The organism is Pseudomonas benzopyrenica, from assembly GCF_036884265.1.
GTDB lineage: Bacteria > Pseudomonadota > Gammaproteobacteria > Pseudomonadales > Pseudomonadaceae > Chryseomonas > Chryseomonas benzopyrenica.
In genome coordinates, this window is the sequence record NZ_CP145723.1 from 558,362 (window position 1) to 583,124 (window position 24,763).

Here is a 24,763-nt window from a genome sequence, read left to right on the forward strand (position 1 = left end):
ACTCAAGGGTCATCCTTTCGAAACGATCGTCGCGAGGCCCGCCATGCCGACCCGTCGCCATTTCCTGCAGACCACCACCGCCCTGGCCGCCGCCGTGACCGCCGCACCCTGGCTATGGCAGAGCGTCCAGGCCGCCGAGCCGCTGCTGACCCGCAAGATCCCCCGCAGTGGCGAGGCCCTGCCCGTCATCGGTCTCGGTACCTCGGGCAATCTCGATGTCGACTTGAACGACGCCGCCCTGGCGCCGCTGCAGGAGGTGCTCAAGGCGCTGCTCGACGGCGGTGGCAGCCTCATCGACACCGCGCCCAGCTATGGCAACTCCGAACGGGTGGCCGGCGAGCTGGTGAAGCGGGCCCAGGCCCGGGAGCGGGTCTTTCTCGCCACCAAGGTATCGGCTACCGGCCGCGAGCGCGGCGCAGCGCAACTGGCCGCCAGCTTCCAGGCCCTGCAGATCGAACGCCTGGACCTGGTCCAGGTGCACAACCTGCAGGACACCGCCAACCAGCTGGCCCTGCTGCGCGAACAGCAGCAGGCCGGCAGGGTGCGCTATGTCGGCGTCACCCACTATCGAGAAGCGGCGCTGGACGATCTGCTGGCCACGCTGCAACAGGAAAAGGTCGACTTCGTGCAGTTCAACTATTCGGTGGGGGAGCGCGAGGCTGAAAAGCGCCTGCTGCCCTATTGCCGCGACCAGGGCATCGCCGTGCTGATCAATCGGCCCTTCCAACGCGGCAATCTGCTCTCCGGCACCCGCGGTAAACCCTTGCCGCCGCTGGCTACCGAACTGGGCGCGACCAGTTGGGCGCAGCTGCTGCTCAAGTTCATCCTCGCCGACCCGGCGGTGACCGCGGTGATTCCCGCCACCAGCAATCCGCGCTACATGGTCGACAATCTCCAGGCCGGTCGCGGTCGTCTGCCGGATGCGCGCCAGCGTGAGGCCATCGCCGGGCTGTTCGCCTAGATGAAGGACTGGCTCGGTCGCGTCCTCGACGCCCGCGCCGGTGAGTCGCCCGCGGCCCTGGCCGGCTTCGCGCTGTTTCTCTGCCTGTTCGCCGGCTACTTCATGCTGCGGCCGATCCGCGAGGCCATGGGCATCGCCGGTGGCGTGGAGAATCTGCAGTGGCTGTTCACCGCCACCTTCCTGGTGATGCTGCTCGCCGTGCCACTGTTCGCCTGGCTCAATTCGCGGGTGGCGCGGATTCGCTTCGTCGACTGGGTCTACGGCTTCTTCGCCCTCAACCTGCTGGCTTTCGCCGCCTGCTTCGCCAGCTTAGGTGATAGCGTCTGGCTGGCGCGTACCTTCTATGTCTGGATCTCGGTCTACAACCTCTTCGTGGTCTCGGTGGCCTGGAGTCTGATGGCCGATGTCTTCAACGGCGCTCAGGCGCGGCGGCTGTTCGCCTTCATCGCCGCTGGGGCCAGTGTGGGTGGGCTGCTCGGCCCGGTATTGGCCGCCGTCCTGGCCCCGCTGATCGGCGAGGCGGGCCTGGCGCTGCTGGCCGCGGCGTTGCTGCTCTTGGCGCTGACGCTCAAGGCCTATCTGATGGGCTGGCGCGAGACCCGAGGCGCCGGACGCCCGGGGGCGCCACCGACCGAAAGCCCGCGGCGCCCGGTGGCCGGCAATCCCTTCAGCGGCCTGACCCGGGTGCTTGCGTCACCCTATCTGCTGGCGGTGAGCGCCTTCGTCATCCTGCTGGCCACGGTCAGCACCTTTCTCTACTTCGAGCAGGCACGGCTGGTGGCCGAGCTGTTTCCCGATCGCGCCCGCCAGGTGCAGGTGTTCGGCCTGCTGGATTTTGTGGTCCAGGCCGGCGCCCTGGTCAGCCAGGTGCTGATCACCGGTCGCCTGGCCCAGCGGCTCGGGGTACGGGTGCTGTTGGCCGGGGTGCCGCTGCTGATGTGTATCGGCTTCCTCGGGCTGGCGCTGCTGCCTACCTTCGCCATGCTGGCCGGGCTGATGATCGTCAGGCGGATCGGTGAATACGCCTTCATCCGCCCGGGGCGCGAGATGCTCTTCGCGCCGCTGGACGCCGAGACCCAGTACAAGGCCAAGAACTTCATCGATACCGTGGTCTATCGCGCCGGTGACGCCGCCAGTGGCTGGGCCAAGAGTCTGCTGGAACTGCTCGGCCACGGCGCCTGGCTGCCGGCCCTGGTGGGTGCCGGTTGCGCGGCGCTCTGGGCCTGCCTGGGTTTCTATCTGGGCCGCCGCGCAGATCAGGCCGCCCAGGTGAACGAAGCGGAGCGGCGCTGAATGCCGGCTGAATCGTTGTAGCCGGAAACAACCCGGGGCTCCGAGGGGCGACCGACGGGGTGCTAAGGTAGGCCCTTCTCCTTGCCTCTGGGCCCTCCATGTTCCGCTCCCGCGCCATGATGTATCTGGTTCTCTTCGCCCTGCATCTGTTCATCGGCCTCAGCGTCATCGGCGATCTCGGGCTGTCGCCCGCTGCGCAGCTGCCGTTCTGGATCTTGCTGCTGCTGTCCTTCGTCCTGGTGCCCCTGGGGTTTCGCTCGCGGGACATGAATTCGCGCTTGCTGGCCTGGGCGGCGCTGATCGCCATGGGCGTGTTTTCCAGCCTGGCGGTGTTCAGCTTGCTGCGCGGTGTGATGGTGGCTTTTGCCAGCCTGATCGGCCAGCCGCTGGATGCCGCCTGGCGCGCCGGCAGCGCCTGGGTCGTGCTGGGCCTCGTGCTGCTGGTGGCGCTGCGTAGCGTCTACAACGCCCGGCGTACCGCCAAGGTCAAGGAGGTAGAGCTGACCCTGCCGGCACTGCCCGCCGGCCTGGAGGGGCTGCGTATCGTCCAGCTCAGCGACCTGCACATCGGCCCGACCATCAAGGCCGGCTACCTGCAGCGCATCGTCGATCGGGTCAACGGCCTGGATGCCGACCTGGTGGCCATCACCGGCGATCTGGTGGACGGCAGCGTGGCCGAGTTGTGTCAGGAATTCCTGCCGCTGCAGCAGCTCAAGGCGCGCCTGGGCACCTACGCCATCACCGGCAACCACGAATACTATTCCGGTGCCGAGGCCTGGGTGCGCGCCTGGCGCGAGCAGGGCCTGACCGTGCTGATCGACGAGCACCGCGTGCTGCAGCACCAAGGCACGCCCTTCGTGTTGGCCGGCATTACCGACTACTCGGCGCCGCTTTATGTGCCCAGCCACCGCAGCGACGCAGCGGCCGCCTTCGCCGGTGCCCCGGAAGGGCTGTTCCGTCTCCTGCTGGCCCACCAGCCGCGCTCGGCGCCCAAGGCCGAGGCGGCCGGCGCCGACCTGCAGCTCTCCGGCCACACCCACGGCGGCCAGTTCTGGCCTTGGATGCACTTCGTGCGCCTGCAGCAACCCTGGGTGGCCGGCATCCATCGCCTGGGTCGGCTGACCGTCTACATCAGCCGCGGCACCGGCTACTGGGGCCCGCCACTGAGATTCGGCGCGCCGAGCGAGATCACCCTGATCAGGTTGCGGCGGGGTTAGCGGTAGACCAGGCCATTCAGCGCCCGCCTTGGCAAGAACCTCAGGTTAGACGCCTTACTGCCGCCCGAGGTGCCTGGCGGTTCTCCGAAGGGCGAGGGATGGCTGTTTGCCACTGCTTGCCCCTTGGAGTCGAATCCTTATCCTGACTCCATATTCACCCGGACGCCCCAGCGTCCAAGGACAATCTGCAACACGGATAAGGATGTATCGCCATGACGAGGACAGTGGCTTTCTTGCTGGTCCCCGAGGTGCTGATGCTGGATTTCGCCGGGCCGGTGGAGGTGTTTTCCATCGCCAATCGCTATCTGCCCACGGCCGACCACTATCGCATCGTGACCATCGCCGCGGGGCGGCGGCGGACCCTGCGTTGTTCCAATGGCATGACGATACGCACGGAGCTCACCACCCAACAGCCGCCGGGGAGCTATGACCTGCTGCTGGTGCCCGGTGGGCCGGGGGCCTACCTGGAGCCCCATCCGGACGTCGCGGCCTGGCTGCGGCAGGTGCCCGCGCAGTGCACCCGCTACGGAGCGGTCTGCACCGGCACCTTCCTGCTCGGCAGCGCCGGTCTGCTCGATGGCCGACGGGTCACCACCCACTGGAATTATCGCGAGCGCCTGGCGCGACGCTTTCCCCGCGCCCAGGTGACCGCCGATGACATCTACCTGAGCGATGGCCCGCTGCTGAGCTCGGCTGGGGTCACTGCCGGCATCGACCTGGCGCTGGCCCTGGTAGCCGAGGATCACGGCAAGCTCATCGCCCGGGAGGTGGCCAAGGTGCTGGTAGTGGTGACCCAGCGGCAGGGCAAGCAGGCGCAGTTCAGCCCGCTGCTCGACGAGCCGGAAGCCACCACCGCCATCAACCGGGTGCAGCACCATGTGCTGGCCAATATCGACCAGGCCTATTCGATCAGCCGGCTCGCCGAGCTGGCGACCATGGGTACCCGCAACTTCGCCCGGGTGTTCAAGCGCGACACCGGCATGACGCCCCTGGAGTTCGTGCTCAGGGCGCGCATCGATCATGCACGCGAATTGCTGGAGACCAGTGAGCTGCCGCTGAAGACGGTGGCCTTTCGCAGCGGCTTCGCCAGCGACCGCTGCATGCGCGCCGCCTTCCAGAGCCATCTGGGGCTGACTCCGGCGCAATACCGTTACCAATTCAGCTGAAATCGGCCTCTGATGGCGGTATCACGCCCATCGATGGCAGCTTCTGGCCGTATATCGTCATACGGCTTGCCTGGGTAGCAGCCAGAATGGTCGTACCTATCGGCAAGGAGAGGCGCACACCGTCGAGGGACTGCGGAGCCTGGTGCCCGCAGAACCCGAGGCAAGGTGGCGCGACACGGTCATGCAAGAGCTCAAGTCCCTGGAAGACGCCAGTGCCTTCCGCTTCTGCGGCCTGGTCCTGGATGCACGTCGGCGCCTGCTGCTGGATGGCGAGCGTGTGCTGCCCCTCGGCGGACGGGCCCTGGACATCCTGTGGGTGCTGCTGCAACACCCCGGCGAACTGGTCGGCAAGCAGACCCTGATGGCCCGGGTCTGGCCTGGCGCGGTCGTCGAGGACATCAATCTGCGGGTGCACATCTCGGCCCTGCGCCGGGTACTGCGCCCCTACAGCGGTCGGGATCCCATCCTCAGCGCCCGGCATCGCGGCTATGGCTTCGCCCTGGCGGTGGAACGCCTGAGCGAGGAAGACCTCGCGCCGCTGGCCGAGACGCCACTGCCCCTGACGCCCCTGGAGGGGCGCGAGACCAGTCTGGTCGAACTACGCCGCTTGCTCGCGCAACGCCGTCTGGTGTCGGTGGTGGGTACCGGCGGTGTCGGCAAGTCGCTGCTGGTCCAGCATCTGCTGCCTGCGCTGGCGGAAGACGTTGCCGACGGGATACAGAGTCTCGATCTCGCGGCACTGGGCCACATGATGGCGCTGGTGGATCGGCTCGCCAGTGACCTGGGACTCGCCAGTGGCAGTGGTTTGCCGGCGCTGCAGGAAGCCTTGGCCACACGGCGCCTGCTGCTGGTGCTGGACAATGCCGAGCGGCTGATCGAACCCGCGGCCTGGCTGGTGGAAAACCTGCTGCAAGGCTGTCCGCAGCTCAGGGTGCTGGTCACCAGTCGCGAGGCCCTGCGGGTGGAAGGGGAGGCCGTGTTGCGCCTGGCGCCGCTGCCGGTCGTGAATCCACCCACACGGCGGCTGCGCGAGGCCATGCGCCAGCCGGCCTTTCGGCTGTTCGTCCGGCGTGCCCGGGCGCGCCTGCCGGGGCTGCAGTTGCGGCCAGCCGACGTGCAGCTGGTGGGCGAGATCTGCCGCCGCAGCGAAGGCGTGCCCCTGGCGCTGGAGATCCTGGCCGAGCAGGTGGCGGCACTGGGGCTGGCGGGGGTCTTGGCGCAACTCGATGGCGGCTATTACCTGAGCGTGGCCGGGCGGCGCACGGCGGCGCAACGCCAGCGCAGCCTCCGCGCCATGCTCGACTGGAGTCTGCACAGCCTGAGCGAGTCGGAATTCGCCGTGCTGGCGACCCTGGCCGAGGCCGGGGAGCATTTCAGTCGGCAGGAGGCCCTGCGACTGGCGGCGCAGCGCGGGCTGGAGGAGGCGCTGTTCATCCCCCTCCTGGGACAATTGGTGGACAAGTCGCTGATCCTGGTGGAAGGCAGCGGGGCGACCCTAGGCTACCGCCTGCTGGCCATGTTGCGCCTGCACCTGCGCCAGTTCCGCCAGCAACCGCCGCTCCAGGGCCTGCTGCTGCCAGGCCAGCGGTGGGATCCCCACGGCGCGGGTGAATACCCGGCTCAGATGCGCCTGGTCGAAGAAGCCGCATTCCAGGGCGATCGCCGCCAGGGGTAGCCGGCGCTCGGCGAGCAATTGCCGGGCACGGTCGATGCGCTGCTGGCGCAGCCATTCCAGTGGGGCGAGTCCGGCGCTGAGCTTGAACTGGCGGGTGAAGTGACTGCGCGACAGGCCGCAGACGGAGGCGACCTGGCTGACGCTGATGCCGCGCTCCAGATGCTGCAGCAGGACTTCCTTGGCCAGCCGTTCCTGCCAGGCGGCCAAGCCGACCAGTCGGGTATTGGATAGAGCCAGGGTGCTATCGACGGTCATGGACATGGCGCTCTCCCTGTCAAACCAGCCGTGTGGCGCGCTGGCCTGGCTGAAAATGATTCCCTGCAGTTGTCTGACGTGCGAGTTGTCTATCGTTAATTAGCGTTAAGCCGGCAACGGCCTAGGCGCAATACTGTCGCGCCGGGCTTGGCCGACCGTGGCGGCGAGCCAGCAGGTGCCAGCCCAGCAGGGCGAGGCCGAGCAGTCCGGCGAGCAGCAGGGGCGCCGGGCCATAGGCCTGGAGTGCGTCGAGCAGGGCCAGGATGTGCGCCTCGAACAACCGCCCCAGGGCTAGGCCGGAGCCGATCCACAGGGTGGCGCCGCCCAGGTCATAGGCCAGGAAGCGCCGCAGGGGCATGGCGCTGGCGCCCGCGCTCAGGGTGGCGAGGGCCGCGGCGCCGGGGATGAACTTGGCCACCAGCAGCAGGCTGGGCAGGCGGGTGGCGGCCGGGACATGCTGGCCAGGCAGATGGCGCAGCAGCCAGGCGCCATGGCGCCGACCGGCCCAGTACCAGAGCAGATCGGCCACGCCGGTGACCGCCACGCTGGCCAGCAGCGCCAGGAGCAACTCGGCTTCATCGGCCGCGGCGCCCATCACCAGCAAAGACGGATAGGCCGGTACCGGCAGGCCCAGCTGTTCGCCAAAGATGTTCAGCGTCAGCCAGAGGGTGGCGTTACCGGCCACCAGGGAAGTCAGGGCTTGGGTGCTCATGGCGCGTTCTCGGCAAGGGGAGGCCGTGGGAGCGGCCTCCTAGCGCAAACGGGGCCTACGATTTCGCGAGCTAGAGCCAAACAAGGCGAAAAGACCTGAGGAAGCGGAGTTTACGAGTGGTAAATGAGCATTCCGAAGGTCTTTTCAACGCAGTTTGGCCGACGCGCAGCAAATCGTAGTCAGGGCATTTGCGGCAGTTCGTTGGGCCGCAGATCGAATACCAGCACCTCGGCATCGGTCCCGTGGGCCAGCTGCAGCTCGCGCTCGCCGCGCAGCCTTGCGCCGTCACCAGCCTGCAGCAGGACGCCGTTCAGCTCCAGGCTGCCGCGGGCGACGTGCACATAGGCATGGCGCTCGGGGGCCAGTTGCAGCTCGGCGCTTTCGCTGCCGTCGAACAGACCGGCGTAGACCCGGGCGTCCTGGCGTACTTCCAGCGAGCCCTCGGCGCCGTCCGGCGAGATGATCAGGGCCAGACGACCACGCTTGGCCTCGGCGCTGAAGTGCTGCTGCTGGTAGCGCGGTTCGGCGCGGCGCACGTTGGGCACGATCCAGATCTGCAGGAAGTGCACACTCTCGCGCTCGGAGTGGTTGAACTCGCTGTGGCTGACGCCACTGCCGGCGCTCATCAGCTGGACGTCGCCCGGGCGGATCACCGAACCGGTGCCCAGGCTGTCCTGGTGCTCCAGTGCGCCTTCGAGCACATAGGAGAAGATCTCCATGTCGCGGTGCGGGTGCTCGCCGAAGCCCTGGCCCCCGGCCACGGTGTCGTCGTTGATCACCAGCAGGTCGGAGAAGCCCTGTTCCGCCGGATTGCGGTAGCTGGCGAAGGAGAAGGTGTGGAAGGACTTGAGCCAGCCGTGGTTGGCGGCGCCGCGATCGGAAGCTTTACGAATGGCCAGCATGATGAGGCTCCTTGTCTGAGTGGGGCGCGGTCTGTTCCGACGCCATGGAAGTCATCCTACTGTGGCGCCCCGGTTTGATTAACGAGCTGGAAGGAGAATGGTCGTCCTGTTCTGGTTGACGATGCCTTCAGCCAAAGGGCGCCGTGCTGTTTACCGTGATCGTTACTCCAGGTGCGGACGGGCAGGCCAGAGCCGTACCGCCAGAGCCAGCAGGGCGGTCGCCAGCGCCAGGCCGGCAACGCCATTCCAGCCCAGGTGGGCCAGCAGCAGACTGCCTAGCGCCGCGCCGCTGGCCATGCCGATGAACATGCCAGTGAAGAGCACCGCGTTGAGCCGGCTGCGCGCCTCGGGTTCCAGGCCGTAGACCTGGGCCTGGTGGGCGATCAGAGTGGCCTGGACGCCGAGATCGAAGACCACCGTCGCCAGCGCCAGCAGCACCAGACCAGCCACGCCCGGCAGCCAAGGCAGCAGGAGCAGGCTGGCAAAGGCCGTGGCCGCCAGGCCGATGCCCAGGCGCGTCACCCATTCCGAGCCATGGCGATCCGCCAGGCGCCCGGCCCAGGGCGCGGCCAGGGCACCGGCGGCACCGGCCAGGCCGAAGGCGCCGGCGGCGGCGCTGCCCAACTGGAAGGGCCCGGCATGCAGATAGAGGGCGAGGGTCGACCAGAAGGCGCTGAAGCCCACGGACAGCAGCCCTTGCGCCAGGGTCGCCCGGCGCAGGGCGGCATGCTGGCGCCAGAGGGCACCCAGGGAGCCGAGCAGGGCCGGATAGCTGAGCCGGGTGGTGGCGGCGAAGGCCGGCAGACCACGCCAGACCGCCACGGCGATGGCGGCGATGCTGAGGGCGGCGAACAGATAGACCGCGCGCCAGCCCAGCCACTCGCCCACCAGGCCGCTCACCACCCGCGACAGCAGGATGCCCAGCAGCAGCCCCGTCATCACCGTGCCGACGATGCGCCCGCGCTCGGCCGGCGGCGCCAGGGTCGCGGCGGCGGGCACCAGGTCCTGGGCCACGGTGGCGGCCAGGCCGGTGACCAGACTGGCCACCAGCAGCCCGTGCAGACCCGGCGCCAGGCTGGCGCCGAGCAGCGCCAGCAGCAGCACGGCCAGCTTGGCCAGGATGATGCGGCGGCGATCGAAGCGATCACCCAGGGGCGCGAGCAGCAGCAGCCCCAGGGCATAGCCGAGTTGGGTGAGGGTGGGGATCAGCCCCACGTCGGCAGCGGGCGCGGGCAGGGCACTGGCCAGGGTGCCCAGCAGGGGCTGGCTGTAATAGAGGTTGGCTACGCTGAGGCCGGCGCCGGTGGCCAGCAGGCCAAGCAGGGCAGGGGATAGACTGCCGCTATGAGGCGAGGTCTGGCTATGCGAGAGTGGAATGTCGGTCATGGCGATTCTCCGGGTGGGAAGACGATGAGCGCATTCTTCGCCAGAGTGGTCGCTGCCTGTAGCCGAACGCGGGGTACAGGGGGTATACGTAAGCCGTATGAACACCACCTTTACCCATGACCGTCTCGACCTGCTGGAAACCTTCGTGCGTATCGTCGAGGCCGGCAGCCTGTCGGCGGCCGCGCGCCAGCTTGGCACCACCCAGCCCACCGTCAGCCGACGTCTGCAAGCGTTGGAGGGGGCGCTGCAGGTGCGCCTGGTACAGCGCTCGACCCACGCCCTGCGCCTGACCGAGGACGGCCAGCGCTGCTATCGCCAGGCCCAGCAACTGCTCGGCGACTGGCAGGCCTTCGCCGCCGCCTTGCACGGTGCCCATGCCGAGCCCGAGGGACGGCTGCGGGTGGTGATGCCCCATGCCTTCGGCCAGGAGCAACTGCTCGATCCGCTGGAGACCTATCTGTGGCGCTATCCCGGCATGCAGGTGGATTGGGTGCTCAGCGACCGGGCGCCCAATTTCGTCGCCGATGGCGTCGACTGCGCCATCCGGGTGGGGGTGGTGGAGGATCCGGATACCGTGGCGGTGCGCCTGGGTGATGTGCAGCGCATCCTGGTGGCGGCGCCGGAGCTGGCGAGCACGCTGCAAGCACCCGAGGAGCTGGCGGCACTGCCCTGGATCGCCATGACGCAGTTCTACCAGACCGAACTGCGCCTGCAGCTGGGTGCCACTGGCGAAAGCCGGCTGATCCCCTTGCGCCCGCGGCTGGCCACCGAGAGTCTCTTCGTCGCCCGTCATGCCGCGGTGCGTGGTCTGGGCTGCGCGGCGCTGTCGCATTGGATGGTGCGCGAGGACGTCGCCGCGGGACGCCTGGTGCACCTGCTGCCGGAATGGCAGGCCGCGCCCCTGCCAATCTATCTCATCTATCCCTACGCCCGGGTCTACCCGGCGCGGCTGCGCCTGTTTCTCGAACTGGTGCGCGAGGCCTGCGCCAGGATGCTGGATGTGACGGCGCCCGCCTGACCTCAAGGATCAGGCGGGCACCACGAGCGAGGGCGATCAGGCGAGTCGGGCCGCCCGCACCGGCCGCCAACCATCCAGGCTCAGGGCGCCGGCGCCGAAGGCCGCCACCTGCAGCAGGCCACCGGCGATGGCGATGTTCTTGAGGAAGTGGATCAGTTGGTTCTGATCGGCGAACTGGCTGTGGAACACCAGGGCGGTGACCAGGGTGAAGGCGGCCATGGCCAGGGCCACCGGGCGGGTGCGGTAGCCGATCAGCAGGAGGCTGGCGAGTCCCAGCTCCACCACCAGGGCGCCCAGGTAGGCGAGGTCCGGGAAGGGCAGGCCCATGGCGGCGATGTAGCCCTTGGTGGCGGCGGGGGCGAGCAGTTTGCCCACGCCGCTGAACAGGAAGAGGCTGGCGAGCAGCAGGCGGCCGGTGGTGGCGGTGAGGGCTTGGGTGTTCATCGTTGACTGTCCTTTTCCAGGTCTGGCATCCGGCTTGGATGCGATGGGGCAAGCTTACTGTCCACTCGATTTCCGAATAAGTAGTAGTGGGGTGTTAAACAGTCACCCTCAGGTTGACTATCTTCCCGTTGCTGCAACCTGAATCCTTTCAGCTACACGCCACAGCACAGGCGTACAAAAACCAGCACAGACGTCCAAGGCCGTCCGCCGTCGTCCGGGCGAAAGTTCGCTCCATCGACGGCGCGAGGTCTCTCTCGCAGCCGACTCTTTCACCAGGGGGATGGGTCATGGGAAGCGTGAGGCTGGATCTGGGACTCCTGTTCCTGCGCCTGGGCGGCGCCGGGCTGCTCCTGGCGGTGCATGGTCTGCCCAAGGCGCTGCACTTTCGCCAGCAGCTTGGCCTGATCGAAGACCCGCTGCACCTGGGCGCCTGGCCGACGCTGGGCTTCGCCGTCTTCGCCGAGGTGCTCTGTCCGTTGCTGATCGCCCTGGGCTGGGCGACGCGCCTGGCCTGCCTGCCGATCCTCGGGTTGCTGCTGATCGCCCTGCTGGTGGTGCACCCCGAGTGGTCTCTGGAGCAGGGGCAGTTCGGCTGGCTGCTGCTGGTGCTGTTCGGCACCCTGGCGCTCACCGGGCCCGGTCGTTATTCACTGGAAGCCCGGCTGGTCAGGCGTCACGCCGCTCAGGGTGGTTTCGCGAGGGCCCTGTCATGAGCGCCACACGCGGGCAGGACCTGCATCAGGCGCACAGTCGCATCGTCACCCTGGTGATCCGCCACCAGCCCCTGGCCGGCCAGCAGGACGCCTATCAGCGCTGGCTGCAGCGCGCGGTCACCGCTGCCCGTGAAGCCTGTGGCCATCTCGGTGTGGATGTCATCCCGCCGGCCGAGGCAGGCACCGCCTTCACCACCCTGGTGCGTTTCGCCGACGTCGAGCGGCTGCAGGCCTGGCTGGCTTCGCCGGAACGCCAGGCGCTGATCGCCGAGGTGGCACCGCTGCTGCGCGAGGCCGATGCGCCCGAGGTGCATGCCGACGCCGAATTCTGGTTCAACCCGCCGCGCCCCGGCGTGCGCCAGCCACCGGCCTGGAAGCAGGCGGTGCTGACCTACCTGGTCATCGCGCCCCTGACGATGCTGATCCCGCCACTGTGGCAGCCGCTGTTCACGCGCTATCCGCTGCTGGCCGGGCCGGTGCCGAGCAACCTGCTGATCACCCTGTGCATCGTGCCGCTGGTGGTGTTCCTGATCATGCCGAGGGTGAGCCGCCTGTGCGCGCCCTGGCTCAACGCCCGCTCGGGCGCCTTTTCCACTCCTTCCACCCTTAGAGGCGAACAACCATGAGCACCTTCACCACCCGCGATGGCGTCGAGATTTATTTCAAGGACTGGGGCAGCGGCAAGCCCGTGCTGTTCAGTCACGGCTGGCCGTTGGACGCCGACATGTGGGATTACCAGATGCATCATCTGGCCAGCCACGGCTATCGCGCCATCGCCTTCGACCGCCGCGGCTTCGGGCGCTCCGGCCAGCCGTGGAATGGCTATGACTACGACACCTTCGCCGACGACATCAAGGAACTGATCGAGCACCTGGATCTGCGCGACGTCACCCTGGTGGGCTTCTCCATGGGCGGTGGCGACGTCAGCCGCTACCTGGTGCGCCACGGCTCGGCGCGGGTCGCCAAGCTGGCGCTGCTCGGCGCCGTCACCCCGCTGTTCGGGCAGAAGCCGGACTTCCCCCAGGGCGTCGACCAGGGCGTCTTCGACGGTATCCGCGGCGGTCTGCTGAAGGACCGCGCCCAGTTCCTCGCCGACTTCGCGCCAGTGTTCTATGGCACCAACCAGGGCCAGCAGGTCTCCGAAGGCGTCTTCACCCAGACCCTCAACATCGCCCTGCTGGCTTCGCTCAAGGGCACGGTCGACTGCGTCACCGCCTTCTCGGAAACCGACTTCCGTCCGGACATGGCCAAGATCGACGTGCCGACCCTGGTGATCCACGGCGACGCCGACCAGGTGGTGCCCTTCGCGACCACCGGCAAGCTGGCGGCCGAGCTGATCCGTGGCGCCGAGCTCAAGGTGTACGCCGGCGCCCCCCACGGCTTCGCGGTGACCCACGCCGCGCAGTTGAACCAGGACCTGCTGGCCTTCGTCGCCCGCTGACCACCCGCCCGGTCAGCAGCAGACGCTGCCCGGGTCGCGAGTACGGTTATGAGCCAAGAACCCCTGGACCCTCAACGCCGCCGCGCCCTCCTGTTGGGCGCCGCCGGCGCGCTCTGGTCCGTCCTGCCCCTGGCCGGACGCGCCGACACTGCCTCTGGAGGCACCATGCAACACGCCGATCTGATCCTGCACAACGGCAAGCTCCACACCGTCGATCCCGAGCGCCCCGCGGCGACCGCGGTCGCCATCAAGGACGGCGTCTTTCTTGCCGTGGGTAGCGATAGCGACGTCATGGCCCATCGCGGCCCGGGCACCCAGGTGGTCGACCTGCGCGGTCGCCGCGCCATCCCGGGCCTCAACGACTCCCACCTGCACCTGATCCGCGGTGGCCTGAACTACAACCTGGAACTGCGCTGGGAGGGCGTGCCCTCGCTGGCCGATGCCCTGCGCATGCTCAAGGACCAGGCCGAGCGTACCCCGGCGCCCCAGTGGGTGCGGGTAGTGGGCGGCTGGAACGAATTCCAGTTCGCCGAGCGCCGGCTGCCGACCCTGGAGGAGCTCAACCAGGCCGCGCCGGACACCCCGGTGTTCATCCTCCACCTTTATGACCGAGCCCTGCTCAACCGCGCCGCCCTGCGTGTCGTGGGTTACACCAAGGACACGCCCAATCCGCCAGGCGGCGAGATCCAGCGCGACGCCCGGGGCGAGCCCACCGGCATGCTCATCGCCCGGCCCAACGCCATGATCCTCTACGCCACCCTGGCCAAGGGGCCCAAGCTGCCGCTGGAATACCAGGTCAACTCCACGCGCCAGTTCATGCGTGAACTCAATCGCCTGGGCCTGACCAGCGCCATCGACGCCGGCGGCGGTTTCCAGAACTACCCGGACGACTACCAGGTCATCCAGGAGCTGGCCGATGCCGACCAGCTCACCGTACGCATCGCCTACAACCTCTTCACCCAGCGGCCCAAGGAAGAGCTGGCCGACTTCAAGAACTGGACCAGCAGCGTCACCCTGCACCAGGGCACCGACTTCCTCCGCCACAACGGCGCCGGCGAGATGCTGGCCTTCTCGGCGGCCGACTTCGAGGACTTCCTCGAACCGCGCCCGGACCTGCCGTCCAGCATGGAGGCCGATCTGGAGCCGGTGGTGCGCCACCTGGTGGAGCAGCGCTGGCCGTTCCGCCTGCACGCCACCTACGATGAATCCATCTCACGCATGCTCGACGTCTTCGAGCGGGTCAATCGCGACGTGCCCTTCAACGGGCTGCCCTGGTTCTTCGACCACGCCGAGACCATCAGTCCGCGCAACATCGAGCGGGTCAAGGCCCTCGGCGGCGGCATCGCCATCCAGGACCGCATGGCCTTCCAGGGCGAATACTTCGTCGACCGCTATGGTGCCAAGGCCGCCGAGCAGACCCCGCCGATCCAGCGGATGCTCGCCGAAGGCGTACCGGTAGGGGCGGGGACCGATGCCACCCGCGTCTCCAGCTACAACCCCTGGACCTCACTGTACTGGATGGTCAGCGGCCGTACCGTCGGCGGCCTGGCGCTCTATCAGGAGGGCCTGCCGCGGGCCACCGCCCTGCAGCTGTTCACCCAGGGCAGTGCCTGGTTCTCCTCGGAACAGGGCAAGAAGGGCCAGTTGCGGGTGGGCCAGCTGGCCGACGTGGCAGTGCTCTCGGCGGACTTCTTCACCGTCGATGAAGAGGCCATCAAGCACCTGGAGTCGGTGCTGACCGTGGTCGGCGGCCGCATCGTCTATGGCGCCGAGGAATTCGATCGCCTCGGCCCGGCGCCCTTGCCGGTCACGCCGGACTGGTCGCCGGTGGTCAAGGTACCCGGCCACTGGAAGCCCGGTGCGCCCCTGCAGGCCGCCGTGCACCAGTGCGCCGGCGCCTGTTCCGTGCATGGCCACGGCCATGAGCGGGCGCGCCAGAGCCAGGTGCCGGTCAGCGACTTTAGTGGCTTCTGGGGCGCCTTCGGCTGCTCCTGCTTCAGCTTCTGAGGACCGCCACCATGACCGCCGCCGCCTTGAACCCCAACGCCGCCTCGCCCTGGCAGCCCCTGCGTCAGCGCACCTTCCGCTGGCTGTGGCTGGCCAGCATCGCGTCCAACATCGGTACCTGGATGCACGAGGTGGGCGCCGGCTGGCTGATGACCTCGCTGTCGGCCAGTCCCCTGGCGGTGGCCCTGGTCCAGGTGGCGGGGGCGTTGCCGATGTTCCTGCTGGCGCTGCCAGCCGGCGCCCTGGCCGACATCGTCGACCGCCGCCGCTACCTGCTCGGCGTACAGCTATGGATGGCCACGGTGGCCCTGGCTCTGGCCGGGCTGACCCTGGCCGGCTGGATGACCGTACCGCTGCTCCTGGGGCTGACCCTGGCCATGGGCGTGGGCACGGCGCTGATGCTGCCGGCCTGGTCGGCGCTGACGCCCGAACTGGTGGACAAGAGCGAGCTGCCGGCGGCCATCGCCCTGTCCAGCCTGGGCATGAACGTGGCCCGTGCCCTGGGGCCGGCCCTGGCCGGGGTGCTGGTCAGCCTGGCCGGTCCCTGGCTGACCTTCGCCCTTAACGCCGTTTCCTTCCTTGCCGTCATCGTCGCGCTCCTGACCTGGCGGCGCCAACCTGCAGCCGCCGTGCTGCCCGCGGAGCGCCTCTTGGGCGCCGTCCGGGTCGGTTTCCGCTATGCCCGCAGCTCGCTCCAGCTGCAGGTGGTGCTGGCCCGGACCGCCGCGTTTTTCCTCGGCGCCAGCGCCGGTATGGCCCTGCTGCCGCTACTGGTACGCCAAACCCTGCAGGGCACCGCCCTGGATTTCGGCATCCTGCTCGGGTGCGTCGGCCTGGGTGCCATCGCCGGCGCCATGCTCCTGCCGCGGCTGCGCGAGCGGCTGTCCAGCGACCTGCTGGTGGCGGGTGCCAGTGCGCTCTATGCCGGGGTCCTGCTCGGCCTGGCCTGGATTCGTGACTTCGCCTGGCTGCTGCCGGTGATGCTGGCCAGCGGCCTGGCCTGGATCGCCGTGCTCTCCAGTCTGCAGGTGGCGGCCCAGACTGCCGTGCCCGGCTGGGTGCGCGCCCGTGCCCTGGCCGTCTACATCCTGGTGTTCTTTGGCACCAGCGCCCTGGGCGGCTTCCTCTGGGGCGCCCTGGCCAGCCACTTCTCCCTGAGCGTGGCCCTGAGCGCGTCGGCCGGGGTGCTGCTGGCCGGCATCGGGCTGACCTGGCGCCTGCGCCTGCCGGTCACCCCGGCGGCCGATATCGCCCCCGCACTGCACTGGCCGACACCGATCCTCGACGACTCCCTGGATCGCGAGCGCGGCCCGGTGATGGTCACCCTGGAATACGACATCGCTCCCGAACACGGTCCGGCCTTTCGCCAGGCCATGCAGGCGGTTGGTGCCATGCGCCGACGCAACGGCGCCTTCTCCTGGGCCCTGCTGCAGGACAGCGCCGAGCCGCGCCGCTGGCAGGAATTCTTCTGCGACGAATCCTGGCTGGAACACCTGCGCCACCACCACCGCGTCACCCAGGGCGAACAGCGCCTGGAAGCGGCGGCGCGCCAGTACCAGACCCCCGGCGTACCCATCGCCATTCGCCATCTCCTGGGCGGCGCCTGATGCCGCCCTTCACCCGCAACCCCCAAACCACTCCCTGAGGACTCCACCATGAGCAAGCCCTACAACCGTCTCGACAAGAACGATGCCGTCGTCCTGCTGATCGACCACCAGGCCGGTCTGATCTCGCTGGTCCAGGATTTCACCCCCAGCGACTTCAAGAACAACGTCCTGGCCCTGGCCAACAGCGCCAAGTTCTTCGGCCTGCCCACCATCCTCACCACCAGCTTCGAGCAGGGCCCCAACGGCCCGCTGGTGCCCGAGCTGGTCGAGCTGTTCCCCGAGGCGCCGTACATCGCCCGGCCCGGCCAGATCAACGCCTGGGACAACGAAGACTTCGTCGCCGCCATCAAGGCCACCGGCCGCAAGCAGCTGATCATCGCCGGCGTGGTGACCGATGTCTGCGTGACCTTCCCGGCCCTGGCGGCCATCGCCGAAGGCTTCGACGTCTTCGTGGTGACCGATGCCTCCGGCACCTTCGACAAGACCGTGCAACAGGCCGCCTGGGCGCGCATGAGCGCCGCTGGCGTGCAGCTGATGAACTGGTTCAGCGTCGCCTGCGAACTGCACCGCGACTGGCGCAACGACATCGAGGGCCTGGGTGCCCTGCTGTCCAACCACATCCCCAACTACCGCAACCTGATGACCAGCTACGCCAAGCTGTCCGCCAAGTAAGGGGAACGATGGTCCGGCGCCTCCCTCGGCGCCGGACCATCCCTGCCAGACCTTCGCGGAGGGACGCCGTGAACCGCAACGACCTGCGCCGCATCGACCTGCACCTCTTGGTGGTGTTCGAAAGCCTGATGCACGAGCGCAATCTCACCCGCACCGCGGAAAAACTCTTTCTCGGCCAGCCGGCCATCAGCGCCGCCCTGGTGCGCCTGCGGCAATTCTTCGACGATCCGCTGCTGGTGCGCAGTGGCCGCACCATGGAACCCACGCCGCGCGCCCTGGCCATCCTCGCACGCCTGCAACCGGCCCTGGACGGTCTGTCCAATGCCCTCAGCGAGGTCGACGACTTCGATCCCGGCGCCAGCCGTGCGGTCTTTCGCCTGGGCATGTCCGACGATGTCGAATGCGGTCTGCTGCCGCCGCTGCTGGCCCATCTGCGCGAGGTGGCGCCGCACTGCGTGCTGGTGGTGCGCAACGCCAACTTCCTGCTCCTGCCCGGCCTGCTGGCCAGTGGCGAGGTCTCCCTGGGTATCAGCTACACCACCCAGCTGCCGGCCAACGCCAAGTGCCGCACCCTGAGGCACATCCGCGCCCTGGTGGTGCGCGCCGACCGCGACCCCGCGCCCCTGAGCCTGGACGACTATTGCGCGCGGCCCCATGTGCTGGTGTCCATGTCCGGCGATCTCTGCGGCAACATCGACGACGACCTGGCGCGCCTTGGACGCAGTCGCAAGGTGGCCCTGGGCGTGCCCCACTTCAACGGTCTCGGCGCCCTGCTGGCGGGCAGCGACCTGCTCGCCACGGTGCCCGACTACGCCGCCCAAGCCCTGGCCGCCAGTGGCAGTCTGCGCATCGAGGAGCCGCCGTTTCCCATCGTCCCGGCCAAGCTGTCGCTGGTCTGGCGCGCCGCCCAGGACCAGGATCCCGGCGAGCGCTGGTTGCGCGGCGAGATCGTCAGATTCATGGGCGAGACCTCCTAGCGAACTGGGCTATCAGCCACGTCGATATGCGCTATCCGCCGGTACGATTTATTGGCGAGGGGGTTGGCTTTCTAGGATGGCTGCATGTCTTCCGGAGCCCCTCCCATGAACCTCGCCACCTTCCGCAACGCCCTCCGCCTGCTGGCCTGCGCCGGCTTCCTCGCCCTGCTGGGCGGCTGCGCCAACTCCCACAACGCCTACCTCAAGGATGGCAGCACGGCCTACCTGGTGCAGTGCAACGGAGTCTTCGGCCGCTGGTCCGGCTGCGCTGGCGAGGCGGCCGCACGCTGCCCCACCGGCAGCTACCAGGTCCTTGCCCGCAACCACCTGGACGGCGCCAGCGAAGCCCAGGCCGAGGCCAGCGTTGCCGGCCAGTCCTATCCGGTGCGCAACCTGCTGGTGCAGTGTCAGGGCGAACAACTGGCCTGGCGAGTGGGCAACTTCGTGCGCCGGCTGCCGGTGAGCGAGGGATGAGGGTAGCTCAGCGGACTGCCGCGTTTTCCAGGCTGCGGCGCTGCAGTCAGACCGTAGGTTGGGTTGAGATGGCTCCAGCGTCGAAGCCCAACAGGGATGCTCAGCCTTGGGCAATGTTGGGCTTCGCTGCGCTCAACCCAACCTACGAGTGTCCGTAGGCGCGGCGCATCGGCGGACCACCAGCGCCGCTATAAAGCGCGCGGACGCCGGTCAGACCGTAGGTTGGATTGAGACGGCTCCAGCGTCGAAGCCCAACAGGGATGTTCAGCCTTGGGCGATGTTGGGCTTCGCTGCGCTCAACCCCACCTGCGCGGGCTATTAGCCGTAGCCGCATCGGCGGACCACCATGCGCGCGGACGGCGGTCAGACCGTAGGTTGGGTTGAGACGGCTCCATCGTCGAAGCCCAACAGGGATGCTCAGTCTTGGGCGATGTTGGGCGTCGCTGCGCTCAACCCAACCTACGAGGGCGCCGTGGGCGCAACCGCAGCGGCGAGGGCTACTCCGCCAGGGCCTCTTCCAGCACCTTGAGGAATTCCCGCGTCGCCGGTGTCGGCAGCGGCGACCAGATGGCATGGACGTTACGCTGGGGCGCATCGCTGACCGGCACCCGGGCGAGGCCGGCAAAGGTACTGGCGATACTGTCAGGCACCAGACCGATCGCCAGCCCGCGCCGGACGAAGCGTTCCAGCAACTGCATGTTGCCCGTCTCGAAACGCACCCGGTGGGGCAGACCCAGGGCGGCGAAGGCCTCATCGGTCTGCCGCCGCGCCCCGCTGCTGGCGGGCAGGTCCACCAGCGGCAGATCCATCAGCTCATGCAGAGAGAGTCGGTCGCGTCTGGCCAGGACGTGCCCTGCCGGCAGCACCGCCACCAGCTCCTCGCTGAGCAGCAGGCGGCTGTCGACCCCCTCCAGCCGCACCTGGCGCGACACCCCGATCAGAGCGAAATCCAGCTGCCGCTCGCGCACCGCCGCCAGCAGCGTCTCGCTCTTGTCCTGGCGCAGCTCGATGTCCACCTGGGGATGGCGGGCATGGAAGGCTGCCAGTAGCTCGACGATGTCCAGCCGCGGCACCGAGGAGATCAGGCCCACTGTCAGGCTGCCGCGAATGGCACCGACCGCCGCAGCCACGTCCTGCCGCGCTCTTTCCACCGCCGCCAGCGCCTGGCGCGCCTGGACCAACAGCGCCTCGCCGGCGGGGGTGATGCGTACCTGACGCGGCAGGCGCTCGAACAGGGTGGCGCCCAGCTCGGCTTCCAGCCGGGCGATCTGGTGACTGAGCGCCGACTGCACCACATGGCAACGCTCGGCGGCCCGGGTGAAGTGGCGCTCCTCGGCCAGGGCGACGGCGAATTCCAGCTGCTTGAGATTCATGGCGCTATCTTGAAATGAGATCAAGGTCATCTTAACGATTCATTTAACCGATAGCTGCCGTTGTCCGATACTGACCAGCCCCTCCCTTGCCGGACCCCGCGGATGTCGAACCCCACGCCTCCTCTCAGCCGCTGGCTGACCCTGCTCATGGCCGTCGCCACCGGCATCGCCGTGGCCAGCAACTACTACAACCAACCGCTGCTGCACACCATCGCCCAGCGCTTCGACCTCAGCTACACCCAGGCCGGCAGCATCGTCACCACCGCCCAGCTCAGCTACGCCGCCGGACTCCTGCTGCTGGTGCCCCTGGGCGACCTGCTGGAGCGCCGCCGACTGATCGTCACCATGAGCGTGATCGCCGCCGCCGGCCTGGCCCTGAGTGCCACCGCCACCAGCCTGACCTGGCTGCTAGTGGGCACCGCCATGACCGGACTCTTCTCGGTGGTGGCTCAGGTGCTGGTGCCCTTCGCCGCGACCCTGGCCGCGCCGGAGCAGCGGGGCAGGGCGGTGGGCACCGTCATGAGCGGACTCATCCTCGGCATCCTGCTGGCCCGCACCGTGGCCGGGGCGCTGTCGTCCCTGGGCGACTGGCGTACCGTCTACGCCGTGGCGGCCGGGCTGATGCTGGCCACCGCCCTTGCCCTGCGTCTGGCACTGCCGCGCTATCAGCAGTCGGCGGGCCTGAGCTACCCACGGCTGCTGGGCTCGGTGTTCGTGCTCTTGCGCGACGAACCTCTGCACCGGCTACGCACCCTGCTGGGCTGTCTGGGCTTCGCTGTCTTCGCGGTGTTCTGGACGCCCCTGGCCTTTCTGCTGGCCGCCGAGCCCTATGGCTTCAGCGATGGCACCATCGGCCTGTTCGGTCTCGCCGGGGCAGTGGGGGCGCTGGCCGCCAACCTGGCCGGGCGCATGGCCGACCAGGGCAAGGGTGGTCTCGCCACCAGCATCGGCCTGGCCTCCCTGACCCTCGCTTGGCTGCCATTGGCCTTCGCCCAGCAATCGCTGGCGGCGCTGCTGGTCGGCATCCTGGTGCTGGATCTCGCCGTGCAGCTCAGCCACGTCAGCAACCAGAACGTGGTCTACCGCCTGCGCCCGGAGGCCCGTAGCCGCCTCAACGCCGGCTACATGACCGGCTACTTCCTCGGCGGCTCCCTGGGTTCGCTGCTGTCGGCGCGGCTGTACGAGCACTTCGGCTGGACCGGCGTCAGCCTGGCCGGCTGCCTGCTGGCCGCCGCGGCGCTGGCCGTCTGGTGCCTGTTCCTGCTGCGCCAGCGTCAGGCGCGGGCCTGAGCGCCATCATCAGCGTGGTCGATGATCGCTATCCCGCGGGACGATTTCTAGGCGCGGGGTGGGCTGGTGACAATGAGTCCACACCCACCCGACACAGGTACTCGCCATGAAAGCCCTCACCTCTCTTTTCGCCGCCACTCTGCTCACTACCGCCATCGCCCAATCCGCCCAGGCTGAGGAAAGCGCCCTGCGCCCCCTGGGTTCGCTGATCGAAAAGCACCAGCAGCAGGATCGCACCCTGGCTGAGAACGGCACTGACCGCAGCCTGCAACCCTCGATCCAGCGCCAGCAGCAGCGTCTCGACCCGCGTCGCGCCCTGGCCGCCGACGGCGCCGAGCGGACCCTGCAGCAGTGGCCCCAGCGTCAACCGACCCGCGGCGCCGTGGCGTGAGTCGGCTGAACCGTCAAGCGGTCGCGCAGATAGTCCGAGAACAGCTGGACGATGCGCGCCGACTGACGATGCTGGGGATAGACCGCATAGACCGCCGCGCTGGGCAGGGCGAAGTCTTCCAGCACCTGCACCAGCGCCCCTGAGGCCAGCGCCGCGCCGATGATGAAGGTCGGCAGCACCGCGATGCCCTGACCGGCAATGGCCGCATCCCGCACCACCTCACCGTTGTTGGCCCGGAGCTGACCCTGCATGGGCAGTACCAGCGGCTTGCCTCCGCGCTGAAAGCGCCATTCCACCTGGCGGCCATGGCCATAGAGCAGACAGCTGTGCTCGGCCAGATCCTCCGGCTGCAGCAGCGGCGGCGCCTTCTGTAGATAATCCGGACTGGCACAGGTCACCAGTTGCATCTCGGTCAGCCGCTTGGCGATCAGACTGGAGTCGGCCAGGGTGCCGATGCGGATCGACATGTCGTAGCCCTCGGCGAGCAGATCCACCGCCCGGTCATTGAGATCCAGCTCCAGGCGGATCTGCGGATAGGCCGAGAGAAAATCCGGCAGCAGGGGACTCAGGTGCAGGGTGCCGAAGGTCATGGGCGCACTCACGCGCAGCACCCCCTGGGGCACCGTCCGCCGGCTGGAGAGCAATTCCTCGGTGTCGTTGACGTCCTCGAGGATCTTCACTGCCCGCTCATAGAGCAGCATCCCCAGTTCGGTCGCCTGCAGGCGTCGCGTGGTGCGATTGAGCAGCCGCACCCCCAGACTTTCCTCCAATGCCATGGTCCGCCGGCTGACGAACTGCTTGGAGAGCCCCAGCTTGTCGGCGGCGGCGGTGAAGCTGCCCTCGTTCAGGGTGGTGACGAACAGGCGTAGGTCATCGAAATTCATGGCGGCATCCAGGCAGCGGGTCGAGCTTTAGGCGATCGGACGACCGTCATTGTGCCAAATCGACGATCTATGAGCCGTGCCTTTGCGCTGCGACAGTTAATCTCCGCGCAAAAGAAAACCCCCTCGCCACCTTGCGGTGAGGAGGGGGTTCTGGCGTTCGCCGTCGCTTAGACGTTGAAGCGGAAGTGCATGACATCACCGTCCTTGACGATGTACTCCTTGCCTTCCAGGCGCCACTTGCCGGCTTCCTTGGCGCCGTTCTCGCCCTTGAAGGCGATGAAGTCGTCATAGGCCACCACTTCGGCGCGGATGAAGCCCTTCTCGAAATCGGTGTGGATGGCCGCGGCCGACTGGGGCGCGGTGGCGCCGACGCGGACGGTCCAGGCACGAACTTCCTTCACCCCGGCGGTGAAGTAGGTCTGCAGGTTAAGCAGTTCGTAGCCGGCGCGGATCACCCGGTTCAGGCCCGGCTCTTCCATGCCCATGGACTCGAGGAACATCTGCTTTTCCTCGTCGTCGTCCAGTTCGGCGATTTCCGCCTCGATCTTGTTGCACACCGGCACCACCACGGCGCCTTCTTCCTCGGCGATGGCGCGGACCACGTCCAGGTGCGGGTTATTCTCGAAGCCGTCTTCGGCGACGTTGGCGATGTACATCACCGGCTTGCTGGTCAGCAGGTGGAAGCTGCGCACCAGGCGCTTCTGCTCCTCGTCCAGCCCCTTCATCAGGCTACGAGCAGGCTTGCCGGCCTCGAAGTGGGGAATCAGCTGTTCCAACAAGGCCTTTTGCGCCAGGGCTTCCTTGTCGCCGCCCTTGGCGTTGCGGGTGACGCGCTGCAGCTGCTTCTCGCAGCTGTCGAGGTCGGCGAAGATCAGCTCCAGGTCGATCACCTCGATGTCCCGCTTGGGATCCACCGAATTCGACACGTGGATGACGTTCTCGTCTTCGAAGCAGCGCACCACATGGGCGATGGCATCGGTCTCGCGAATGTTGGCGAGAAACTTGTTGCCCAGGCCTTCACCCTTGGAGGCACCCGCCACCAGGCCGGCGATATCGACGAACTCCATGGTGGTGGGGATCACCCGCTCGGGCTTGACGATCTCCGCCAGGGCGTTCAGCCGCGCATCGGGCATGGGCACGATGCCGCTGTTGGGCTCGATGGTGCAGAAGGGGAAGTTTTCCGCCGCGATACCGGATTGGGTCAGGGCATTGAACAGGGTGGACTTGCCGACGTTGGGCAGGCCGACGATGCCGCAATTGAATCCCATGGTGTGTGTCCTCGCGGAAGAAAAGGAAGAGGGTAGGGTAGGTCAGGCTTTGCGGCTGTGCAGGCGTTGCATGGCCCGGGTCAGGTCGCCGGAGAGCAGCTCCGGTACCACTTCCAGGGCGGCGTCGATGCTGGTGTCGAGCAGCTCCTGCTCGCTGCGCGGGGCGCGACCCAGCACGAAGTTGGAGACCAGGCTGGCATGCCCCGGATGGCCGATGCCCAGACGTAGACGTTGGAAACCGTTCTGATTGCCGAGCTGGGCGATGATGTCGCGCAGTCCGTTGTGCCCCCCATGGCCGCCGCCGGTCTTGAGGCGGGCGGTGCCGGGTGGCAGGTCGAGTTCGTCATGGGCCACCAAAATGGCCGCCGGCGGGATGCGAAAAAAGCCGGCGAGTGCCCCCACGGCCTGGCCGCTGCGGTTCATATAGGTGGTGGGGATGAGTAGACGAACCTCGTTGCCCGCGTGGCGAAAGCGCCCCACGAGGCCATGATACTTGCGCTCGACAGCCAGGCTCGCACCTTGGGCAGCTGCCAGTCGCTCAACGAAAAGGGCCCCTGCATTATGCCGGGTCTGGTCGTATTCGGGGCCTGGATTACCCAGGCCGACGATCAGTTGAACGGCAGTCATGTCAGGAGCC

General features: G+C 68.0%; 24 protein-coding genes and 1 pseudogene. 16 read left to right on the forward strand and 9 right to left on the reverse strand.

All coding sequences use genetic code 11. The features are described from left to right. The first annotated feature begins 43 nt into the window (after positions 1–43). The 5 genes and pseudogenes from V6W80_RS02630 to V6W80_RS02650 form a co-directional block, all read left to right on the forward strand. Positions 44–961: an aldo/keto reductase gene (locus tag V6W80_RS02630; protein WP_338545781.1), complete on the forward strand. Its 918-nt coding sequence runs from the start codon at positions 44–46 to the stop codon at positions 959–961. Further along, positions 962–2,254, forward strand: coding sequence for an NTP/NDP exchange transporter (locus tag V6W80_RS02635; RefSeq protein ID WP_338545782.1), 1,293 nt, complete (start codon positions 962–964; stop codon positions 2,252–2,254). Positions 2,255–2,352: 98 nt separating this feature from the next. Further along, entirely contained in the window at positions 2,353–3,471 is a 1,119-nt protein-coding gene (locus V6W80_RS02640) for a metallophosphoesterase (protein WP_338545783.1), read from the forward strand. A 212-nt stretch (positions 3,472–3,683) separates the two neighbouring features. Next, positions 3,684–4,637 (forward strand): GlxA family transcriptional regulator, encoded by a 954-nt coding sequence (locus V6W80_RS02645; protein WP_173150332.1) that lies wholly within the window; start codon positions 3,684–3,686, stop codon positions 4,635–4,637. 181 nt (positions 4,638–4,818) lie between these two features. Then, positions 4,819–5,463, forward strand: a pseudogene (locus tag V6W80_RS02650) (winged helix-turn-helix domain-containing protein); the annotation flags it as partial. A 669-nt stretch (positions 5,464–6,132) separates the two neighbouring features. Here the strand turns inward: V6W80_RS02650 and V6W80_RS02655 are convergent. The 4 genes from V6W80_RS02655 to V6W80_RS02670 all read right to left on the reverse strand — a co-directional run bounded on the left by V6W80_RS02655 (position 6,133) and on the right by V6W80_RS02670 (position 9,567). Beyond that, positions 6,133–6,573, reverse strand: coding sequence for a helix-turn-helix domain-containing protein (locus V6W80_RS02655; protein WP_026083850.1), 441 nt, complete (start codon positions 6,571–6,573; stop codon positions 6,133–6,135). Positions 6,574–6,688: 115 nt separating this feature from the next. Beyond that, complete coding sequence (locus tag V6W80_RS02660) at positions 6,689–7,279, reverse strand: DedA family protein (RefSeq protein WP_338545784.1); 591 nt, start codon at positions 7,277–7,279, stop codon at positions 6,689–6,691. Positions 7,280–7,458: 179 nt separating this feature from the next. Continuing rightward, positions 7,459–8,181, reverse strand: a complete 723-nt coding sequence (locus V6W80_RS02665; protein ID WP_338545785.1) for a pirin family protein — start codon at positions 8,179–8,181, stop codon at positions 7,459–7,461. Positions 8,182–8,343: 162 nt separating this feature from the next. Then, complete coding sequence (locus V6W80_RS02670; protein WP_184291928.1) at positions 8,344–9,567, reverse strand: MFS transporter; 1,224 nt, start codon at positions 9,565–9,567, stop codon at positions 8,344–8,346. Between the two features lie 97 nt (positions 9,568–9,664). Here V6W80_RS02670 and V6W80_RS02675 point away from each other — a divergent pair, with 97 nt between their 5' ends. Beyond that, positions 9,665–10,585 carry a LysR family transcriptional regulator gene (locus V6W80_RS02675; RefSeq protein ID WP_338545786.1) on the forward strand — a complete coding sequence of 307 codons (921 nt, stop codon included), beginning with the start codon at positions 9,665–9,667 and terminating at the stop codon, positions 10,583–10,585. A gap of 36 nt (positions 10,586–10,621) precedes the next feature. Here V6W80_RS02675 and V6W80_RS02680 read toward each other — a convergent pair whose 3' ends face one another. Continuing rightward, positions 10,622–11,029 carry a DoxX family protein gene (locus tag V6W80_RS02680; RefSeq protein WP_064309324.1) on the reverse strand — a complete coding sequence of 136 codons (408 nt, stop codon included), beginning with the start codon at positions 11,027–11,029 and terminating at the stop codon, positions 10,622–10,624. 287 nt (positions 11,030–11,316) lie between these two features. Here V6W80_RS02680 and V6W80_RS02685 point away from each other — a divergent pair, with 287 nt between their 5' ends. The 8 genes from V6W80_RS02685 (at position 11,317) to V6W80_RS02720 (ending at position 18,920) form a co-directional block, all read left to right on the forward strand. Further along, positions 11,317–11,742 carry a DoxX family protein gene (locus tag V6W80_RS02685; protein ID WP_017641110.1) on the forward strand — a complete coding sequence of 142 codons (426 nt, stop codon included), beginning with the start codon at positions 11,317–11,319 and terminating at the stop codon, positions 11,740–11,742. Next, positions 11,739–12,368 (forward strand): antibiotic biosynthesis monooxygenase, encoded by a 630-nt coding sequence (locus V6W80_RS02690; RefSeq protein ID WP_068385048.1) that lies wholly within the window; start codon positions 11,739–11,741, stop codon positions 12,366–12,368. The genes V6W80_RS02685 and V6W80_RS02690 overlap by 4 nt, the downstream gene beginning before the upstream one ends. Further along, positions 12,365–13,183, forward strand: coding sequence for an alpha/beta fold hydrolase (locus V6W80_RS02695; RefSeq protein WP_338545787.1), 819 nt, complete (start codon positions 12,365–12,367; stop codon positions 13,181–13,183). The genes V6W80_RS02690 and V6W80_RS02695 overlap by 4 nt, the downstream gene beginning before the upstream one ends. Positions 13,184–13,348: 165 nt before the next feature. After that, positions 13,349–15,190, forward strand: a complete 1,842-nt coding sequence (locus V6W80_RS02700) for an amidohydrolase (protein WP_338547333.1) — start codon at positions 13,349–13,351, stop codon at positions 15,188–15,190. An 11-nt stretch (positions 15,191–15,201) separates the two neighbouring features. After that, the gene (locus V6W80_RS02705; RefSeq protein WP_338545788.1) at positions 15,202–16,797 is read left to right on the forward strand and encodes an MFS transporter; all 1,596 of its coding nucleotides are present in this window, start codon (positions 15,202–15,204) and stop codon (positions 16,795–16,797) included. Between the two features lie 48 nt (positions 16,798–16,845). Continuing rightward, on the forward strand, positions 16,846–17,469 hold the full coding sequence (ycaC, locus tag V6W80_RS02710; RefSeq protein ID WP_017641105.1) for an isochorismate family cysteine hydrolase YcaC: 624 nt from the start codon (positions 16,846–16,848) through the stop codon (positions 17,467–17,469). A 68-nt stretch (positions 17,470–17,537) separates the two neighbouring features. Then, positions 17,538–18,446: a LysR family transcriptional regulator gene (locus V6W80_RS02715; protein WP_338545790.1), complete on the forward strand. Its 909-nt coding sequence runs from the start codon at positions 17,538–17,540 to the stop codon at positions 18,444–18,446. 105 nt (positions 18,447–18,551) lie between these two features. After that, positions 18,552–18,920: a hypothetical protein gene (locus tag V6W80_RS02720; protein WP_068385040.1), complete on the forward strand. Its 369-nt coding sequence runs from the start codon at positions 18,552–18,554 to the stop codon at positions 18,918–18,920. Positions 18,921–19,417: 497 nt separating this feature from the next. Here the strand turns inward: V6W80_RS02720 and V6W80_RS02725 are convergent, their stop codons facing one another. Beyond that, complete coding sequence (locus V6W80_RS02725; protein ID WP_338545791.1) at positions 19,418–20,293, reverse strand: LysR family transcriptional regulator; 876 nt, start codon at positions 20,291–20,293, stop codon at positions 19,418–19,420. 102 nt (positions 20,294–20,395) lie between these two features. Between V6W80_RS02725 and V6W80_RS02730 the strand changes: the two genes are divergently transcribed. Both V6W80_RS02730 and V6W80_RS02735 read left to right on the forward strand, forming a co-directional pair. Further along, on the forward strand, positions 20,396–21,583 hold the full coding sequence (locus V6W80_RS02730) for an MFS transporter (protein ID WP_338545792.1): 1,188 nt from the start codon (positions 20,396–20,398) through the stop codon (positions 21,581–21,583). 106 nt (positions 21,584–21,689) lie between these two features. Further along, positions 21,690–21,974: a hypothetical protein gene (locus tag V6W80_RS02735; protein WP_338545793.1), complete on the forward strand. Its 285-nt coding sequence runs from the start codon at positions 21,690–21,692 to the stop codon at positions 21,972–21,974. On the opposite strand, the gene V6W80_RS02740 is transcribed toward V6W80_RS02735, so the two are convergent. The 3 genes from V6W80_RS02740 to pth form a co-directional block, all read right to left on the reverse strand. Next, positions 21,947–22,858 carry a LysR family transcriptional regulator gene (locus V6W80_RS02740; RefSeq protein ID WP_064309314.1) on the reverse strand — a complete coding sequence of 304 codons (912 nt, stop codon included), beginning with the start codon at positions 22,856–22,858 and terminating at the stop codon, positions 21,947–21,949. The genes V6W80_RS02735 and V6W80_RS02740 overlap by 28 nt on opposite strands. Positions 22,859–23,025: 167 nt before the next feature. Further along, positions 23,026–24,126, reverse strand: a complete 1,101-nt coding sequence (gene ychF / locus V6W80_RS02745) for a redox-regulated ATPase YchF (protein ID WP_064309308.1) — start codon at positions 24,124–24,126, stop codon at positions 23,026–23,028. A gap of 42 nt (positions 24,127–24,168) precedes the next feature. Further along, positions 24,169–24,753 (reverse strand): aminoacyl-tRNA hydrolase, encoded by a 585-nt coding sequence (gene pth / locus V6W80_RS02750; protein WP_338545794.1) that lies wholly within the window; start codon positions 24,751–24,753, stop codon positions 24,169–24,171. Between the last annotated feature and the right edge of the window lie 10 nt (positions 24,754–24,763).

Bases quoted from the DNA above. Each gene is read 5' to 3' on its own strand.
- V6W80_RS02630 (WP_338545781.1), top strand. From the start codon at position 44: ATGCCGACCCGTCGCCATTTCCTGCAGACCACCACCGCCCTGGCCGCC.
- V6W80_RS02635 (WP_338545782.1), top strand. From the start codon at position 962: ATGAAGGACTGGCTCGGTCGCGTCCTCGACGCCCGCGCCGGTGAGTCG.
- V6W80_RS02640 (WP_338545783.1), top strand. From the start codon at position 2,353: ATGTTCCGCTCCCGCGCCATGATGTATCTGGTTCTCTTCGCCCTGCAT.
- V6W80_RS02645 (WP_173150332.1), top strand. From the start codon at position 3,684: ATGACGAGGACAGTGGCTTTCTTGCTGGTCCCCGAGGTGCTGATGCTG.
- V6W80_RS02655 (WP_026083850.1), bottom strand. From the start codon at position 6,573: ATGTCCATGACCGTCGATAGCACCCTGGCTCTATCCAATACCCGACTG.
- V6W80_RS02660 (WP_338545784.1), bottom strand. From the start codon at position 7,279: ATGAGCACCCAAGCCCTGACTTCCCTGGTGGCCGGTAACGCCACCCTC.
- V6W80_RS02665 (WP_338545785.1), bottom strand. From the start codon at position 8,181: ATGCTGGCCATTCGTAAAGCTTCCGATCGCGGCGCCGCCAACCACGGC.
- V6W80_RS02670 (WP_184291928.1), bottom strand. From the start codon at position 9,567: ATGACCGACATTCCACTCTCGCATAGCCAGACCTCGCCTCATAGCGGC.
- V6W80_RS02675 (WP_338545786.1), top strand. From the start codon at position 9,665: ATGAACACCACCTTTACCCATGACCGTCTCGACCTGCTGGAAACCTTC.
- V6W80_RS02680 (WP_064309324.1), bottom strand. From the start codon at position 11,029: ATGAACACCCAAGCCCTCACCGCCACCACCGGCCGCCTGCTGCTCGCC.
- V6W80_RS02685 (WP_017641110.1), top strand. From the start codon at position 11,317: ATGGGAAGCGTGAGGCTGGATCTGGGACTCCTGTTCCTGCGCCTGGGC.
- V6W80_RS02690 (WP_068385048.1), top strand. From the start codon at position 11,739: ATGAGCGCCACACGCGGGCAGGACCTGCATCAGGCGCACAGTCGCATC.
- V6W80_RS02695 (WP_338545787.1), top strand. From the start codon at position 12,365: ATGAGCACCTTCACCACCCGCGATGGCGTCGAGATTTATTTCAAGGAC.
- V6W80_RS02700 (WP_338547333.1), top strand. From the start codon at position 13,349: ATGCAACACGCCGATCTGATCCTGCACAACGGCAAGCTCCACACCGTC.
- V6W80_RS02705 (WP_338545788.1), top strand. From the start codon at position 15,202: ATGACCGCCGCCGCCTTGAACCCCAACGCCGCCTCGCCCTGGCAGCCC.
- ycaC (WP_017641105.1), top strand. From the start codon at position 16,846: ATGAGCAAGCCCTACAACCGTCTCGACAAGAACGATGCCGTCGTCCTG.
- V6W80_RS02720 (WP_068385040.1), top strand. From the start codon at position 18,552: ATGAACCTCGCCACCTTCCGCAACGCCCTCCGCCTGCTGGCCTGCGCC.
- V6W80_RS02725 (WP_338545791.1), bottom strand. From the start codon at position 20,293: ATGAATCTCAAGCAGCTGGAATTCGCCGTCGCCCTGGCCGAGGAGCGC.
- V6W80_RS02730 (WP_338545792.1), top strand. From the start codon at position 20,396: ATGTCGAACCCCACGCCTCCTCTCAGCCGCTGGCTGACCCTGCTCATG.
- V6W80_RS02735 (WP_338545793.1), top strand. From the start codon at position 21,690: ATGAAAGCCCTCACCTCTCTTTTCGCCGCCACTCTGCTCACTACCGCC.
- V6W80_RS02740 (WP_064309314.1), bottom strand. From the start codon at position 22,858: ATGAATTTCGATGACCTACGCCTGTTCGTCACCACCCTGAACGAGGGC.
- ychF (WP_064309308.1), bottom strand. From the start codon at position 24,126: ATGGGATTCAATTGCGGCATCGTCGGCCTGCCCAACGTCGGCAAGTCC.
- pth (WP_338545794.1), bottom strand. From the start codon at position 24,753: ATGACTGCCGTTCAACTGATCGTCGGCCTGGGTAATCCAGGCCCCGAA.